General features: G+C 63.9%; 15 protein-coding genes and 2 pseudogenes. 6 read left to right on the top strand and 11 right to left on the bottom strand.

The genetic code is table 11. The annotated features are described in order from the left end of the window. Positions 1–62 precede the first annotated feature (62 nt). From ARTH_RS08960 to ARTH_RS08970, 3 genes are read right to left on the bottom strand one after another with little or no spacing between them, the layout of a single operon-like run. Complete coding sequence (locus ARTH_RS08960) at positions 63–1,298, bottom strand: M20 family metallopeptidase (protein ID WP_011691620.1); 1,236 nt, start codon at positions 1,296–1,298, stop codon at positions 63–65. Further along, positions 1,295–2,548, bottom strand: a complete 1,254-nt coding sequence (locus tag ARTH_RS08965) for an aminotransferase-like domain-containing protein (RefSeq protein ID WP_011691621.1) — start codon at positions 2,546–2,548, stop codon at positions 1,295–1,297. Before ARTH_RS08965 ends, ARTH_RS08960 begins: the two co-directional genes overlap by 4 nt. A 3-nt stretch (positions 2,549–2,551) precedes the next feature. After that, positions 2,552–3,733, bottom strand: coding sequence for a M24 family metallopeptidase (locus ARTH_RS08970; RefSeq protein ID WP_011691622.1), 1,182 nt, complete (start codon positions 3,731–3,733; stop codon positions 2,552–2,554). Positions 3,734–3,760: 27 nt separating this feature from the next. Between ARTH_RS08970 and ARTH_RS24530 the strand changes: the two are divergent. Continuing rightward, a pseudogene (locus tag ARTH_RS24530) lies at positions 3,761–4,160 on the top strand (transposase); the annotation flags it as partial. A gap of 53 nt (positions 4,161–4,213) precedes the next feature. Continuing rightward, positions 4,214–4,528 carry a transposase gene (locus ARTH_RS24535; RefSeq protein WP_442852996.1) on the top strand — a complete coding sequence of 105 codons (315 nt, stop codon included), beginning with the start codon at positions 4,214–4,216 and terminating at the stop codon, positions 4,526–4,528. 36 nt (positions 4,529–4,564) lie between these two features. On the opposite strand, the gene ARTH_RS08980 is transcribed toward ARTH_RS24535, so the two are convergent. The 4 genes from ARTH_RS08980 to ARTH_RS23090 all read right to left on the bottom strand — a co-directional run bounded on the left by ARTH_RS08980 (position 4,565) and on the right by ARTH_RS23090 (position 7,426). Further along, positions 4,565–5,629 carry an IS110 family transposase gene (locus tag ARTH_RS08980; RefSeq protein ID WP_011691623.1) on the bottom strand — a complete coding sequence of 355 codons (1,065 nt, stop codon included), beginning with the start codon at positions 5,627–5,629 and terminating at the stop codon, positions 4,565–4,567. Between the two features lie 180 nt (positions 5,630–5,809). Next, positions 5,810–5,968: a hypothetical protein gene (locus ARTH_RS23830; protein ID WP_156810647.1), complete on the bottom strand. Its 159-nt coding sequence runs from the start codon at positions 5,966–5,968 to the stop codon at positions 5,810–5,812. A gap of 101 nt (positions 5,969–6,069) precedes the next feature. Then, entirely contained in the window at positions 6,070–6,492 is a 423-nt protein-coding gene (locus ARTH_RS08985; protein WP_011691624.1) for a sensor histidine kinase, read from the bottom strand. A 376-nt stretch (positions 6,493–6,868) separates the two neighbouring features. Then, on the bottom strand, positions 6,869–7,426 hold the full coding sequence (locus ARTH_RS23090; RefSeq protein ID WP_011691625.1) for a hypothetical protein: 558 nt from the start codon (positions 7,424–7,426) through the stop codon (positions 6,869–6,871). Positions 7,427–7,970: 544 nt separating this feature from the next. On the opposite strand from ARTH_RS23090, the gene ARTH_RS08995 reads away from it, so the two are divergent. The 4 genes from ARTH_RS08995 to ARTH_RS09010 all read left to right on the top strand — a co-directional run bounded on the left by ARTH_RS08995 (position 7,971) and on the right by ARTH_RS09010 (position 11,822). Next, entirely contained in the window at positions 7,971–8,486 is a 516-nt protein-coding gene (locus tag ARTH_RS08995) for a hypothetical protein (protein WP_011691626.1), read from the top strand. A gap of 128 nt (positions 8,487–8,614) precedes the next feature. Continuing rightward, positions 8,615–9,682 carry a hypothetical protein gene (locus ARTH_RS09000; protein WP_156810648.1) on the top strand — a complete coding sequence of 356 codons (1,068 nt, stop codon included), beginning with the start codon at positions 8,615–8,617 and terminating at the stop codon, positions 9,680–9,682. Positions 9,683–9,911: 229 nt separating this feature from the next. Further along, complete coding sequence (locus ARTH_RS24085) at positions 9,912–11,150, top strand: sensor domain-containing phosphodiesterase (protein ID WP_052309665.1); 1,239 nt, start codon at positions 9,912–9,914, stop codon at positions 11,148–11,150. A gap of 216 nt (positions 11,151–11,366) precedes the next feature. After that, complete coding sequence (locus tag ARTH_RS09010; RefSeq protein ID WP_011691629.1) at positions 11,367–11,822, top strand: Hpt domain-containing protein; 456 nt, start codon at positions 11,367–11,369, stop codon at positions 11,820–11,822. Between the two features lie 26 nt (positions 11,823–11,848). On the opposite strand, the gene ARTH_RS09015 is transcribed toward ARTH_RS09010, so the two are convergent. The 4 genes and pseudogenes from ARTH_RS09015 to ARTH_RS09030 form a co-directional block, all read right to left on the bottom strand. After that, a complete protein-coding gene (locus tag ARTH_RS09015; protein ID WP_011691630.1) occupies positions 11,849–12,631 on the bottom strand; it encodes a response regulator transcription factor in 783 nt (260 codons plus the stop codon). Between the two features lie 1,042 nt (positions 12,632–13,673). Further along, entirely contained in the window at positions 13,674–15,437 is a 1,764-nt protein-coding gene (locus tag ARTH_RS09020) for a sensor histidine kinase (protein ID WP_011691632.1), read from the bottom strand. A gap of 416 nt (positions 15,438–15,853) precedes the next feature. Continuing rightward, positions 15,854–16,063 (bottom strand): annotated as a pseudogene (locus ARTH_RS09025) (winged helix-turn-helix domain-containing protein); the annotation flags it as partial. 202 nt (positions 16,064–16,265) lie between these two features. Next, positions 16,266–16,655, bottom strand: coding sequence for a heavy metal-responsive transcriptional regulator (locus tag ARTH_RS09030; RefSeq protein ID WP_031216440.1), 390 nt, complete (start codon positions 16,653–16,655; stop codon positions 16,266–16,268). Between the last annotated feature and the right edge of the window lie 154 nt (positions 16,656–16,809).

The following is a 16,809-nucleotide window of genomic DNA, read 5'->3' on the forward strand; positions in this document are numbered from 1 at the left end:
ACGGCTGGCTGCACATAACGTGCGGTCAGCCGTTCTTCATTCTGCGGTCAAGTTAGCGCCGGTCAGTTAGCGCTGTGCCGCAGGCACATGAGGGCGTAGGCGCGGGCCGCCGCCACTAGCTCTGCGATACTCACCGATTCGTTGACCTGATGGGCCTGGTCGTTGAGTCCGCCTGGGCCCATTACGATGGCGGGGACGCCGAGGTCGCGGGCAATAAAGCCACCGTCGCAGGCAGCCGTCCAGCCGGTGACATCGCTGCTCACGCCGGCGTCGGCCAGTGCGGCGACCGAGTTGGTCACCAGCGGGTGGTCCTCAGGGGTGCGGAAGCCCGGCATCTCCATGGTGACCGCTGCCTCCACCGAGATGCCGTCCGTATCAATGCAGGCTTCGCGGATCTGCGTGCGGAGCCGGTCCAGGATCAGCTGGGCGTCGTCATCGGGCATGAGCCGGCGGTCCAGGGAAATGGTGCACTCGGCAGCGACCATGGATGTTCCGGTTCCGCCCCGGATGAGGCCGATGTTCCAGCTTCCGGCGCCCAGCAGGGCGTCCTGGTCTGCCTGCAGCTTTGCGTGGTCCGCACGGACCAGTTCCAGGATTTTCGCGGCGGCGTCGATGGCGTTCCGGCCGTCGGCGGGACGGCCCGAGTGGGCCGATTTGCCGGTGACTTTCAGCTCGATGTAGCTGTCGCCGCGGCACCCGATCACCGTTTCGAGGTCGGTGGGCTCGGCCACCACGCACCCGGAGTAGGAAAAGGCCGGATCCGCCAACGCGGCGGGGGTGTAGGCCCGAATGCCAATGCCGAGGTCCTCCTCGTCCACCGTGCAGGCCAGCGCCGCGTTGCCGGGCAGTTCCGCCCCGGCATCCTTGAGGGCTTTCAGGGCAATAAGGACTGCTGCCAGTCCGCCCTTCATGTCCGTGGAACCGCGGCCGAAGAGCCTGCCGTCCTGTATGTATGGCTCAAACGGCGGAAGCTCCCAGCCGGTCCCTGCGGGCACCACATCGGAGTGACCCAGGAACAGCAGCCCCGGATGCGCTCCGCCGGGCAGGACGGCCGTGAAGTTCGGCCGTCCCGGCGTTACCGTTTGGGTTGACACTTCAAGGCCTGCATCCAGGCTGAAGCTTTTCAAGACCTCCACCGTTGCCTCCTCGGTGCCGCCGGGGTTTTCGCCGGCGGCGGCCACCAGGGCGGTGGTCAGCGCGACAAGGTCGTCTTCGCTGATCAGGTCAAGGACCTGCTGTTCCAAGGCCTTCTTGGCAGGACCCCGCTGGGCCTTCTGCTCAGGAGCGGCGGTTTTCAAGCGCTGGCTCCGTCTTTCAGGGCCTGCAATTCACGGTCCATGGCTCGGCGGAGCCGGATGATGCCTTCCTCCGCCCGTTCGGGTGTGGTGGAGGCGAAGCAGAGCCTCAGGGCGTCGCCGAACTTTCCGCTGGCGGACAGGGCCGGCCCCGGAATAAAGGCTACGCCTTCGGCCAGCGCCGTCTCGAATAGCTTATTGGTCGAGATCTGTGCGTCCTCGCCCTGGAGGGTGAGCCAGAGGAAGAAACCGCCTTCGGGGTCGGTGGTGGCCACCCTGCTGCCGAGGTTGCGGCGCAGGCTTTCCTGCATGGCGTCTTTCCGCCGCTTGTACTCTGTGCGCAAGCCTGCAAGGTGAGTGTCCAGGCCGCCGCGGCGGATGAACTCGGCCACGATGTGCTGGGCTGGAACGTTGGCGCAGGTATCCATGGCCTGCTTGGCGTTGATGACCAGCTGCCGCAGGGACGGATCGGTATCCACCCAGCCGACGCGCAGGCCAGGAGCCAGGATCTTGGAGAACGTCCGGACGGAGAACAGCAGGGGATCCCCGGGGCTCAGTGCCTGCAGTGACGGCAGGTCCTCGCCCTCGAAACGCAGCAGCCCGTACGGGTCGTCGTCGATGATAACGCAGTTCCACTCGTGCGCGAGTTCCAGCAGCTGGTGGCGGCGGGGGAGCGAGAGGGTGGTGCCGGATGGGTTTTGGAAGTTCGGGATGGTGTAGATGGCCTTGGGCTTCCGGCCCGCGGCAGCCACCAGGTCTGGGAGGGCCTCGACGATGAGGCCGTTCTCATCGGTGGGTGCCTCGAGCAGTTCGGCGCCGTAGCTCAGGGCGGTGGCGCTGCCGTTGGTGTAAGTGGGGCTTTCCACGATCACCAGATCGCCGGGATTGATGAAGATCTTGCAGGCCAGATCCAGTCCCTGCATGCCGCCCGCAGTGATGGTGACGCGTTCCTCGGCGGTGGGGTCCGATGTTCCGGCAAGGTACTCGACGAGTGCCTTCAGCAGCACCGGCTCGCCCTCGGTAGCGCCGTAGGTCATGGAGCTGTGGTCGATGACCTGATCCGCGATATCCCGGAATTCGGCCAACGGCACGGCCTCGTCCGCGGGTGAACCCATGGCGAAACGGACAATGTCATGCGTCTGCGCTGCCAGCAGCGACGTGCTGGAGTCAATGACCGAACCGACGAGGTCGGCTGCGCGGTTGGCCAAAGGCAGGGCGGTGCGGGATCGGGTGGCAATGTGGTCAACAGTCATGGCCTAGCCGCCTTTCTGGATGAGTTCGCGGGGGAAGCTGGTGAAGGTCTCGACGCCGTCGGCGGTGACGCGGATCGATTCGGAGAGTTCGTAACCGTAGTTGTCCATCCACATCCCGCCGATCACGTGGAAGGTCATGTTCTCCGCCAGGATGGATTCGTCCTCGGAGCGGATGGAGATGGTTCGCTCGCCCCAGTCGGGCGGGTAGCCTACTCCGATCGAGTAACCGATGCGGGACGGCTTTTCCAGGCCGTATTTGGCCAGCGTCCAGTTCCAGGCCCTGGCCAGTTCCCGGACAGGAACGCCGGGCTGCACCTCGGTCAGCACGGCGTTCAGGCCGTCGGCGACGGCGTCGGCCAGTTTTGCCAGATGGTCCGGCTTCTTGCCCAGGACCAGGGTGCGGGCCAGAGGCGTGTGATAGCGCTGGTGGGCGCCGGCCAGTTCAATGACGACGGCCTGGCCAGCCTCGAAACGGTCCTCGCTCCAGGTTAGATGGGGGGTATCGGCGGCCTCGCCGGTGGGCAGCATCGGCACGATGGCGGGATAGTCACCGCCGATCCCGTTCGCCCCCTTGATCTGGGCCTGGCTGATGGCCGCGGCGGCGTCGCACTGGCGGACCCCGACGTCGATGGTCTCGACGGCGGCCTGCATGGCCCCCATGCAGACTTGGGCTGCGCCGCGCATCAGCTGCACCTCAGCGGGAGACTTGATCGAGCGCACCCAGTTCACCAGCTCGAAGCTGTCCACCAGGGCCCATTCGGGAATGGCATTGACCAGGGAGCGGTAGGCCTTCGGGGAGAAGAAGTGCGAGTCCATTTCCAGGCCCACGCACCCCTTGGCCGCCGGAGCAATCAGGTAGCGTTCGCGGAGGGCGAAGGCCACCCAGTCGAAGGGGTGCACGTGCGGCCGGTGGACATACTGCTCCGGGTACCCGATGATGCATTCCTGCGGAAGCCAGGTGGTGCGGAAGGCACCCCCCGCGTCCATGGCCCGGGTGAAGAGGAGCATGGGTCCGCTGGCCGGTACGAAGACCAGCTGCGGGGTGTAAAAGGACCACGCGTTGTAGCCCGTCAGGTAGTAAATATTGGCTGGATCGGTAACCAGCAGGGCGGACAGGCCCTGCTTTTCCATCCGAACCCGTGCGCCGGCAAGGCGTGCCGCGTACTCCTCTTCGCTGAACAGCAAAGGACACCTCCAGAAAGTTTTGGTAGATTGTTTACAATCTACGCCCTGTGCCCCGGATCACACAAATCACGGACTGTCATCGACGCGATCCACGTCAAGGTCCGGGACGGGCAGGTCACCGACCGGCCGGTCTACGTCGCGATCGGAGCCAGCGTCAATGGCGAACGCGACATCCTCGGTCTGTGGGCCGGGGACGGTGGCGAAGGGGCGAAGTTCTGGCTCTCGGTGCTGACTGAAATCAAGAACCGCGGTGTCGAGGACGTCTGCATCACGGTCTGCGACGGGCTCAAGGGCCTGCCCGAGGCCAACAACGCCGTGTGGGAGTTCGCTGTGGTCCAGACCTGCATCGTGCACCTGATCCGGAACACGTTCCGCTATGCCGCGGCAGTACTGGGACGAAATGTCCGGTGACCTGCGCCCGGTCTACACGGCCCCGTCCGAGGCCGCCGCGAAGGAACGCTTCGCGGAGTTCTCCGGCAAATGGGGCCGGCAGTATCCGGCCATCACCCGGCTGTGGGAGAACGCCTGGAGCGAGTTCGTGCCGTTCCTGGACTACGCGACGTGGAAATCCGGCGGGTCATCTGCAGCACGAACGCCATCGAGTCCGTTAATGCCAGGTACCGGCGCGCGGTCAGGGCCAGAGGTCATTTTCCCACCGAGCAGGCGGCCCTGAAATGTCTCTATCTGGCCACCCGGGCACTGGACCCGACCGGCAAGGGCAGGGCACGATGGGCCACAAGGTGGAAGCCGGCCCTGAACGCCTTCGCCATCACCTTCGAAGGAAGAATCAACTAAATGCCAGCCGCGGATCCACCGACGGTCCTATAGACGTCAAGTGAGTCCAAGGTCGGTTTTCAGGTCGTGGTAGACCTCCCGGGCAATGAATCGTTTGAGGCATCGGAGCACGTCCTTCTTCGACAGTCCTTCAGAGAGGCGTCGCTTGACGTAGTCGATGGTGGGCTGGTGGTAGCGCATCCGGCAGACCGCGATCATGTGGAGCGCGGCGTTGGCTTGACGATCACCGCCTCGGTGCAGGCGCATGCGATGCGTCTTGCCGGAGGAGACCGGGATCGGTGCGACGCCGCAGAGTCTGGCGAATGCGGCCTCGGAGTGGAGCCGCTCAATGTTCTGCCCGGCGGTGATCAACAGCTGCGCGGCGTGCCCTGGCCCGATCGCGAGCTTGGACGTCAGAGTCGGCGCGGTGCGCTCGACGAGCTGTTTGAGTGAGGCGTCGGTCTCGTTGATCTCCTCATCGAGCATCTGGATCCTCCGGGCCATGGCGCGCAGTGCACGCTTGGTGGCTTGAAGGGGGTCATCAAGACGATCCAGATCAGGCCGCAAGCCCGCGCATCGTGCCACGAGCACGGCTGCGGACCGTTCCGTGAGCTGCTCCCGCAGCCGCGCAGGTGCTGTGACTAGAAGACTGCGCAGTTGCACGATCGTTCTCGTGCGGGAACGAACGGCGGATTCCCGGGCCAAGCGCAGCACACGGAAAGACTCGACAACACCCGTGGTGACCTTCGGGATCGCGGTGGCCTGCCCCGAGAGCGCTTTGCGCGCTGCTGCTTCAGCGTCGATCGAATCGTCTTTGCCGCGGCGCGCCCTCAGGTGCGGGTGTGGCTGGTTGACTTCCACGACATCGACACCTGATTCGAGGAGGAACCGTGTGATGCCGGCCGCATACGAACCGGTGGATTCGACTCCGATCTTGTCAATCAACCCGAACTTTGCCAACCAGTCCAGCGCGTCACGATATCCGCGTGATGAAGCGGGAAAAGGGTGGTCGCCGAGTATCTTCCCGGTCGTATCGAGCGCGACGACATGATGAGTGTCGGCGTGCGCATCGATGCCTCCGATGACGATCACTGCTTGCGTCGTCTGCGCGTTGTTGCTCATGCTGGTGGTGTCTCCCTTCGATGAGGGATGACCTCGCCAGGCCGGGCGGACACAACAATGACGAGTCATTGATCGAGCAAGGTCCTATGAAGTCACGTCCCGCCCGGTCCGGCCACCCGAAACGAGCGCGACCCCGGCACGAGCCGACCCGTCGGTGTCAGGACAATGCCCGAGAGCACGTCAGTTAATCAGCAAGTCAGACCCGCCCGGAGCCGCAACTCCATCTTCATTGTTAAAACGGACACTGGCGGCGACGACGTTGAATCCGATCGCTTCCAGCCATGCAATTGCGGTGGTGGCGTCGGCATAGCTCAAGTAGGGCGCCAGCTTCGATGCCATAGCAGCATCTTAAGTCGGTCAAGGAATCGCTCCCTCGGCCCGCAGCCATAGCGGCGCAGATCCCTGCTGCCGCTCGGCGCGTGAGCTGATCGCCTTCGTCATTAGTCGAGGGGAAGGGTGATGGTTACTCGTGTGCCGTTGCCGGGTGGGGAGTCAACGACGATGGTGCCACCGGCTTCGTGCACGGCGATGGTCATGAGGCGTAGGCCGTACCCGCCTTGTTTTCCGGTCGGGCGCTGGCTATCGAATCCGAGCCCGTTGTCCGTGATGTGCAGCCGGATGCCGTGGTTAACGGCGGCAAGGCGGAGGGTCAGCTGGGTGGCGTGGGCATGCTTGAACGCGTTGCTGAGGGTTTCCTTCGCGGAGTGATAGAGCAGCGCGGCGCAGGCTGCTGGTATTTCGATGCCATGGTGCGGTGTTTGCCACCGGACAGATGTTCCTGTCCTGCGCAGGGGAGTGGTCAGCTTGTCGATACACCCGGCCAGTCCCAGGGCATGAAAATCCCTGAAAGGATCGTGGGTCATGGTGGCATGACTCCTGGGGTTTTCCAGCCTGGGCATTTCATTCATGACTCGTTACCGCTTTCCTGCATTCTGTGGGGGTTTCCCTGCCGCCGGCAGGCCCGGCTCTGCTTGCTGGGGGCTTTAAGACTGCGTTGTCCGCATCAAGGACTCCGCATAGTACCCACATCTCCAGTGCAGGATTGGAGCGGGGATTCCGACAGGGACCGAGCCTGTCCGGCGATTTTTGACGGTGCTAGACACGGACGTACCCTGCTCCACGGACGAGTAGAAGGTGGCCTCGCCCTTTTCGGGCCAGCGTTTATTGCGGGGGGAGCCAGTTGTCGTTGCCCCGTGACGACGTCTCTTTGCGCGCCGGTGACCGGGGTTGCGGCCCTGTTCAGGAAACGGAGTACGTCAGCGTAGCTGTATAGACGTCGGCAACCGCCGCGGCGGGCACCTGGACCCTCAACCCCGCTTGCCAGGTTGCCGTGTTGTTGCCGATGACGCTTGTCGCGGTCTGAATGACCTTCGGGATTGTCGGATCGGTTGTCGTGAACGCCCTCACGGTCACGACGCCCGTGGAGATGGCTGCGGCTGGCATGTAGGTGGCTACTGTGGCGGAGAGCGTGGCCCGGGTTCTCGCGCCGGTGAAGTCGGTAAGCACTACCGTGGCACTCCACCCGGCAGTGCCGGCGCGGTTATCGGTCACCGTGGTGCCGCCGAGGGGCAGGAAGGCCCCGGCGCCCGGCTGGACGACATCCAGAGTGGCCGATTCCGAGGCGGAGCTGATGGCGAGGGAACCTGCTGAGACTTCGACGGTGGCCAGGGTGTCCGCCGCGGGAGCGGGCAGCGCCGTGGCCACCGCGATGGCCGCGGAGGTGGCAAAGGCCAGTGCAGGGCGGAGGATCCGAGTGGCCTGCCCTAGCTGCCGCATCGGCCGGGTGTTGGTTTCCATCTTTGCCCCGTCGTTCGTTTACCCGGCTGGCGTGCCAGTCCGAGTGCTTCGCAAATTCCTTGTCTGCAACCGTGAGAGTGATCCCTGGAGACCTTGTTGATTCAGGCTGTCATCCGGGATTCAGCCGCTACAACACTTGCCGGTACTCGACTTCGATATGAAAGCGGGACGTTAGGTACCCGGGCCCGAGCCCTGATACCTGCCCACTCCGGCAATCTTTGATGCCGGGGACGGGGCCCGATCGGAAAACCGCAGACGTGGCCGTGCGGCTGCGGGCTAGTACTTTTCCGCTTTACTGGCCTGCTTGGGGGACTTCGCCGTCCTGTAGGCGCAGGTTTTCCGCAAGTTTCTCCCCTTCGTCTGAAGGCTCTCCCAGTTTCTCCACAGAATGGAGGAACCGGGCGGGGGAGCGGTTAGCTTGGAATGACCGGGGGGGGATACCTGTTGCGGATGCCGTTGCATATCGACAGAAGCAGGTGCAGTGCAGTGGGTTCTCCGCCGGCCATGTCCAGCGTTTTTCCAATCACAGCAAAGGTCTCAAACCATGCGCAGCATCACCCGTGTATCACTCGTCATCGCCGCCTCCGCCGCACTGGTCGGCTCCCTCGCCCTTCCCGCGTCCGCCGCCGATACGGTCGCAACCGTCACGGTTCCGGCCGGCCAGCTGACGATCTCCGCGCCGGCCAGCGCCGACCTCGGCACCGTGGCTCCGGGCAGCCCGATCAGCGCAGCTCTTGGCACCGTGACGGTCTCGGATTTGCGCGCCGGTGTGCAGGGCTGGGACGCCCAGGTCAACATGAGCGACTTCGTGGGTACCAACACGGCGACCGTCATCGCGGCGGCCTCCGCGACGTATACCCCCGGTACAGCAGCTGAGTCCGGGACGTCCACCGTGACGCCGAGCGCCCAGACGGGCCTCGCCACTGCCAAGACGGTCCAGGCGGCAACCGGAGTCTCCGGAAACAACACCGCAGCCTGGGACGCCGACCTGAGCTTCACTGCGCCGGCGGACGCGCTTGCCGACACCTACACGGCAACCCTGACCCACTCGGTCCTCTAGTTCCGACAGCAGCGAAACGCACCCCGTGCGGGGGTGCCCGCCACCGGGGCGGGCACCCCCGCACATGCCACCGCCTGCATTCCACCTAACGTTTCCGACATAACCGAGGTCCTGCTTTGCGTCTCCTGATGACAGTGTCCGTAATGATCCTCCTCGCCTTCTCCCAGGCCGGGGCTGCTACGGCGGCCACCGTGACAGAACCGGCGACGGCCACACCTGCCCCGTCGCCTGCCGGTATCGGCATCCGGCTGTTGGATATCCCGGCGAGCACCAAAGACGATCCCCGGGCACGGAGCTACGTCATCGACCGGCTCGCACCCGGCAGCGAGATCAGCCGCCGGGTACAGGTCCAGAACAACACCGGGTCCCCGCAGTCCGTACGCCTCTACTCCGGAGCGGCCCACATCGACGGCGGATCCTTCATCGGCGACGACGCCGGCGCCGGGAACGACCTGAGCACGTGGACCACCGTCGCCAAGCCGCAGATCGACCTCGCCTCAGGTGCATCCGCTGAGATCCTCGTGACCATCAAGGTCCCGGCCGACGCAGCGGAGGGCGAGCAATACGGCGCTATCTGGGCCGAGGTCCGCAGCTCCGCTAACCAAGGCGGCGTGGTCCAGGCCAACAGGGTCGGCATCCGCATCTACCTCTCGGTCGGGCCGGGCAACGGCAAACCGGCCGACTTCACCATCACCTCCCTGACCCCCGGCCGGGACGCCGCCGGCAACCCGCAGCTCAGCGCACTGGTCACGAACACCGGCGGCCGCGCCCTCGACGTCGCAGGCGAACTCAGCCTCACGGCAGGACCGGGCGGCCTTTCCGCCGGGCCGTTTGCTGTGCAGCAAGCGGTCACCGTCGCGCCCGGCAAAATTCAGGACGTCACCCTCACCCTCCCGCGGGAACTCCCCAACGGCCCGTGGACCGCCCAGATACGATTGAAGAGCGGCCTGCTGGAACGCCAGGCCTCCGCTCCGATCACCTTCCCTGATGCGGGACCCGGAGAACCGGTCGCCCCCGTCCAGGCAGGAGGAAGCGACTGGCTGCCCATCCTGGCGATAGCCCTCGCGATCCTGGTCGTCCTGGGCACCGCTACCTTTATGCTGCTGGCCCGGCGCAGACGCAGGCGACGCGAGGCCGCCGCGCCGGCCGAAGGCACCCGCCGTGCCCTCCGTCAGGATTCCGGTGTCGTCCGCTAGCGGTGTCCGGGGCCGATTCTCCCGTCCGACGACCCCGGTCGTGGCCTTCGCTTCCCTCTCACGCTCTCAGGGGCGGATCCCTGACGGTCGCCGAAGACTGCCGGGGAACCACCTCCTGGCCTGTCTTTTCGGGCTGAATTTCGCTTTCTCACTAACCGTCGCTACCGCCCTGATACTTACCCCTTCGCGGTTGTTTCATCACCCGGCTCTTCAGGCTCCGGCGACGTGCGTGGCACTGATCGTGGCCGCTGCCGCGGTCGTCGGAGCCATCCGCTACGTCCGGGCTGACCACGGGGATAAGGAAGGCCACCAGCACGCCGCGGAGCTGATCGATACGGTCCTGTGCACCAGCCGGGAATGGCTCTGGACTGTGGACGACCGCGACATCTTCACATTCTCAAGCCGGGCCAGCGCGTCGTTGCTGGGCTATGAGCCGGCCGAACTCATCGGGCAACCGACCACGACGGTGGTGGCACAGGAGGACTCGGACCGGGCACGTTCGTCAATTCTGGCATCGCAGGAACCTGACAGCCCATCCTCCGTTATCACCGTCCGTTGCCGGCACCGGGATGGCAGCCCGGTCTGGGTGGAAACATCCTGCAGGCCCCGCTTCACTGCCGGCGGTGAACCCGCCGGGTTCGAGGGGACCAGCCGTCTCCTGACATCCGCTTCCGCGCAGGAGGCCGCTGCCACGCGCAGCAGGGAACTCATCACGGAAATCATTACCGGGCAGGGCCTGCTGGCGGCGTTCCAGCCGATCCACGATTTGGAAACCGGGCGAATTATCGGTGTCGAAGCGCTTTCCCGATTCGTTAGCGAGGAAAGCTTCAGCGCCGAGCACTGGTTCGCGGAGGCCTCGGCAATCGGGTTGGGGGCGGAGCTTGAATTCGCGGCGTTGCAGACAGCGCTCAAGGCAGCTGAAGACCTTCCCCTGCCCCTCTATATAGCTCTGAACATCTCCCCGGCTGCCTGCCTGGACCCGCGCCTGCCGGGCCTCCTGGAGAACTCCGGGGTAGCGCTGGGCCGGCTGGTGCTTGAACTCACCGAACGGCTTCCCGTTGAGGAGTACGGGCTCCTGGCCGCGGCGTTGGATCCCCTTCGGCAGTGTGGGCTGCGCCTTGCTGTAGATGATGCGGGGTCCGGCTTCGCCTCCATGCGCCATATCCTTCATCTCCGGCCGGACATCATCAAGCTCGACCGCAGCCTCATCGCCGGCATTGACGCGGACACCGGCCAATATGCCCTCGGCGCCGCGATGGTCGAATTCGCCCGACGGATCCAAGCCAGCCTGGTGGCGGAAGGCATCGAGACACACGCCGAGCTGACCGCTGTCATGGGCCTTGGGATGTCCTCCGGCCAAGGGTACTTCCTCGGCCGGCCCTCCATTCAGCGCAGGGAGTGGGATTCGTGGTTTGATCAAGACGCGCTCACCGGGCCCCACGAGATAACGTCACCGGCACGAACATGATCACCGGCTGGGAACGACTGCCGGATCACGGTCCGGCCGACCACCGCCCGGCCGGCCGGCCGGGGGAGTTGATCACTTTCCTGTACCCGGGTAGCCACTATCGGCTCCGGGAACCCCGGGCGAGCAGGCCGCTCCGTTCATCAAGGAAGCCCAAGGCTTTCCACAAGATCAGCCGACAACAGGCCTTTTCACAAGTTAGGGAACTAGCGTTAGAGCATGTCCATTGCATCCTCAGGAGTCGAAGGCTCGGACCGTGTTCCATCCGGGAACACGTCCTTCGGCGACCCTCCGGAGCAGGGTACGGACGCGCAGGCCGATCCGCCGTGGCTGGATCCCGAGGTCCTCCTGGACATGGAGGACCAGTTAGGCGGCCCGGCAATCCCTTTGGCTTTTGCGCGTGACTATGCCCGGCTGTGGGACCAGCGGCAACGTGCCTTGGTGGTCGCAATAGAGGACGAGGACCGCGACGCCGCCCTTGATGCGGTGATCAGCGTGAAAGTCTCCTCGGCCATGGTGGGAGGGGCGCGGATGTCCCGGCTCGCGGAGTCCCTGGAGACTTGCATCCGAAACGGGGACTTCCCCGCGGGACGGGCGCTGCTGGACACGTTTGCCGGCTACGGCGCGGCCACAGTGAACGAATTACGGACGCGCTACATCACGAAGGCAATCTAGCTGGAAGCTGCCCGCCAGGGAGAGGACTATGACGGTCCGGCGGTCCGTTCCGCTCTTTCCGGCGCCAGCCGGTACCCCACACCGCGGACAGTCTGCAGCCAGCGTGGCTCTTCCGCGTTGTCCCGGAGTTTGCGGCGAAGATTGCCGATATGGACCTCAACCGCCCGCTCATCGGCTTCGCTGATATAGGCATCCTCGCTGTAGTAGTCACCACGCACAACCCGAACCAGTTCAGACCTGGACCGGACTGCTCCGGCTCCGCGCATTAACTCAAGAAGGAGGTCAAATTCGCTGCGGGTCAACTCAACAGGGGCCCCGTCAAGGGCCGCTGTCCGGCTCGCGGCGTTCAGCGCGAGGCTATTATGCCGTAGCGTGCCCGGCGCTTCGAAAGCCGCGGGCCGGTCCGCCGATGCGGCCGGCTCGCCGCCGAAGGTGTCCTGCCGTGGACGGCGCATCAGGGCCGAGATCCTGGCACGAAGCTCCAGCGGGCGGAACGGTTTGGTGATGTAGTCATCGGCTCCGCCATGAAGGGCGGTCAACAGGTCAGGCTCGTCAGTCCTGCCGGTGAGCATCACGACATACGCGGTGCTGAACTGCCGGATCCGCCGCAAAACCTCGAACCCGTCAATATCCGGCAGGCCGATATCCAGCGTCACGACATTGGGCTGGTTATCCCTCACAACGCCCACCCCCTCCCGGCCGGAGGAGGCACTGTGGACAACAAATCCCGCTTGAAGGAAAACAGCATGCAATAAATTGCGTACGTCGGCGTCGTCCTCAATGACGACAGCCACGCCTAAATCGCTCACGGCGACCACCCCTATTCGCCCGGGCATGCTGCGGCGGCCCAGCACCGCCGCGGTATTCATGCCGCATTTCCAAGCTACAAGGAACGAATCCTTTTGCCTATTTTTATTCATTTATGAAAAAAGCCTTATAGGCCAACTCAGACAGCCCCGCCGTAACTCCACAGCGAAGGCTCACAGGTGAAGACCACGCGGCTGGAAGCCTCAATCTTCCCGCCAGCCCGCGGCGATACACGCCGCGGTCCTGTTGCTGCGCCGGTCCGCCGCCGGAGAACGTCACCTGCCTCGTGAGTTCAGGACCCGGAACCGCCCCGGATTTCTTACCTGCAATCGTGAGCAAATATTGAGCCTTTTGCGCGGTCATCCTGAGCTTGACTGTGTAGTGGCGCCGTTTCCCGCTACGATCAGCGCGTTCTTCCAATTTGAAAGGTTCCCTTGTGGATTTTCTCCGCTACGTCACCGCTCTTGCCATATTCATGGCCGTATCGCTCATCGTGGCGGTATGCGCCCATGCGATGATTCTGCGACATTCAAAGCGGAAAGCCGCGGCCTCCTCCGGCATCGGGAAATAGGACCCCGCCGTGCCTTATATCGACATCAATCCGCACCGCAAGGGCCCGCGATGGCCTGCATACCTTGCGCTGGCGGCCCTGGCTGTTGTTACAGCCGTTGTAGTAGTGGCCGCCCTGTCCGCGCGGTAGCGGGGCATCAGGAGAGGTCCCCGACCGGTACGAGCCCGCTAGCGGCCAGCTTGAGGTCCCTGCCTAATTGCAGGGCCGGGGAAAGCACCCGCGTGCCTTGCAACCCAGCCAGGCTGTGGTCGCCAGGTCGACCGGCAGGCGGTCACCGACTCGTTGGGGGAGACAGTTCTCCTCCGCCTTGGCGGCGGTGGCACCTTTCTCCTTACTAACGGCACCGCCTTGCCTTTCGACTCCGCTTTCCGGGTCTCATGCGCTGAGGCCCCTCGCTGTGCACGACTGCGGTCCGGCCAGCTGTCCCTTTGACGGGACTGCAGCGTGCTGGGTTCCGCAAGGTTCCGCCCGGATCAATGTGCTCGTTCGGTGTCCACATTGGCTGGTCCCTCCGCGGGACACTGTTGAGGATCCTGGTCTTGGCGTGCCCTGGGAAGGCTCACGGTGAATGTGCTGCCCAGGTCTGGTTTGCTGGTTACAGTGGCGCTGCCGCCGTGGTTTTCCACGATTCGTTTCACGATGCCCAGTCCCAACCCAACGCCGGGCATTGCAGATTCCCGAACGCGACTGGACCTGTAGTAACGGGTGAAGATGTGGGGGAGGTCTTGTTCGCTGATGCCCATGCCTGTGTCGGTGACTGAAAAGCAGGCCTGGTCGTTGGTCTCCCAGGCCCGAACGGTCACGACATCCCCTGGCTGGGAGTACTTAATGGCGTTCGTCAGGAGGTTGTCCAAAACCTGGGCAAGCCTTTCCGGGTCAGCGGTGATCCAGAAAGCCCGGGAGACTTCATTCACGATTGTCACCCACCGGCCGTCAGCCCGCGGCTTCGCTGAGACAACACACTTTCGAACCAGATCCCCCAGATCCATTCTTTGGGGGTGGACGCCCATTGAATCTGACGAGACGGTGAGCAGCCCCGACACCAGGTTCAGCAGCTTCTCAGCATTATTTTGGGCCATCCCCAGAAACAGTTCATGCTGCCCCGCGGTTTCCTCCTCGCCATCCAGCACCAGATCCAGGTAGCCGAGTATGGACATCAGCGGAGTCCGGAATTCATGCGAAATATTGGCCACGAAGTCGTCCTTGAGGGCAAGCGCGTTCACCAGGTCAGTAACGTCGCCGAATGCCAGGACTGATCCCGCGAAGTTTCCGTCCCTGTCCTTCATTGCCCGTGCCGTCGAGGACAGAACACGCTGATTTGGCGGGGCACCGACGCGGATGAGGTAGTCCGAAAAGGACTGGCCAAGGGTCGCGCGCGCGACGGGACGGTACTCAGCGGGAACGGGGGTAATACCGTCGTTTGCAAGGATATTCAGATCCGGCTCGGCGGTTTCGGGCTCGCCCGTCGGGGCGGCCAGCGAGCGGTTGCGGCGATGCTGCTCGTTCATCAAAATGTCGCGGCCCGCGGCATCCACGGCATGTACGCCCACCCCCACCGTTTCCAGCATGGTGTCCAACAACCGCTGCCGTTCCAGGCTTACCTCATAAGACCTGCGAAGCTCTGCGTCCTTCGCCTTCAGCCGTGCTTCCTGACTGGCGATGCTGCTCACCAATATATGGACCGCCAAGGCAATGACCGTCATGATCGCCGGGAGCAGGAAGGGACGCACGACATCGGCCGGGGTGGCGGAAACTCCGACAAGCAGCGGCACCGCGACGACCATGACCGCTCCCACGGCACTTAGGAGCACACCGTTTCTGCCTAAGGCGGCTGCCAGCCAGATAACCGGAAACACCAGAAGAAGCCCCAGGCTTGTGACGGAGTCGGCAGCGACCTCACGCGCCAGTGCAACGACCACAAAATCCAGCAGCGGCACAACCACGAAGCTTCCCGGGGGCAGGAGATTCCACGGAAGGAAGGCACACAGGGCCAGAATGGCCAGGGCCAGGAATAAAGCCGACCGAAACGAAGTAGTGCCGAGAATGTGCGGGCTAACGACCGCCAGAATGGCAGTGACCAACAGGAGCGCCACAGTCAGCGGAAGTTGGCTGAGCAGCATGCTTCGCCGCTGGGTAAGGTCACCGAAGTATTTATTTCGCACGTGATGGGCAAGATCCGTGGTGAGAGACTCTTCCTGTGCTCCCGCTGCAATGTTGGTCGATGTTCCTGTTCCCATGATGCCCCCCGGCTTCAACCTGACCTTTGCCGCGAATCCCGCGGATGATCAAAACTTCGTCCCACTGCTCACTCTATTCACAGCCAGCCACATGGCAAGACCGGAACTCAACCCACACACGTCCGCGCACACTGACGCGGTGTGGCGACGAACCTACTGTTCCGACATAAATCCAATGTTGACGACGTAGTACATGGCGAAGCCGGCTTGGTGGACCAAACTGACGAACGTCACCATGCGGTACCTGGAGCGACCTGCCGGACCGTGCCACCCGACCTGATACCCGGGATACTCACGGCCAGCCCCATGATCGGTGGCGACCGGAGGATGGGGTCCGTGCAGGCGCCGGTATAGAATTCCAGCTCAGCCCCATGCTTGATGCCGGCATTTTCAAATGGGCACCGCCGGTCACCGGTTTATGACCGGCCGTCCCGCCGCGCCGCGTCGGGCGCCAGGCGGTACCCGATGCCACGGACGGTTTGCAGCCACCGGGGCGACTCCGGGTCTTCGCGGAGCTTCCGGCGTAGATTTCCGATGTGCACCTCTACGGCGCGCTGGTCTGAATCACTGATGTAGGTGTCCTGGCTGTAGAAATCACCCCGTACCACACGTACGAGTTCTGTTCTTGAACGCACTGATTGTGTCAACGTGATCGGAGCCCACTAGGACGGCCCGAACGGTACCCACCCGTCGGACGTCCGGGGATGATGTTGTGAGGGTGTCTAGGGGTTCTTGGCGTGGTTTCTGGGTCTGTGAAAACACTGCCGCGGGTTGGGACGATACCCGGGGTCCCGGTTGTTGGAAGCTGGCGTCTGGCGGAGTAGTGCGTCAGAGGTAGCTGCAGATTTGTTCGGGATCGCAGCTTGCGTCGGTCCCGGACGCGGCAGTGGCGTGAAGGCCGGCGACGATGGATCGCAGCGCCATTAGTTCAGAAATCTGGTGGTCCAGTTCGGCCAGCTGGTTGGAGAGAAGGTCTTGGACGTGGGCGCAGGGGGCTTCTCCGGCGTCACGGAGGCTAAGAATTTCGCGTATTTGGGTCAGGGCGAGGCCTGCGGCCCGTCCGCGGCGGATGAATTCGAGCCTGGCCACGGAGTCGTCATGGTAGTCCCGGTAGCCGTTAGAGGATCTTTTCGCTGCCGGGAGAAGCCCGCTGTCCTCGTAGAAACGCAGCGTCTTGGTTGTCATCCCTGCCGCTGCCGCGGCCTCACCGATACGCATCATGAACTCATTTCTTAGCAGGCGGCCAGGACGGCGATTCCTTGACATTCCAGTGTAGGGGAAGGTTGAGAATGGGATGCAGAGCTGGTCTTCGGTTGAAGGCTGCACATGGCGGTCGGTTGAGCAACAGGTGTGCTGGCGGCTGCTTCCCTTC

It is taken from the genome of Arthrobacter sp. FB24, assembly GCF_000196235.1.
Taxonomy (GTDB): Bacteria; Actinomycetota; Actinomycetes; order Actinomycetales; family Micrococcaceae; genus Arthrobacter.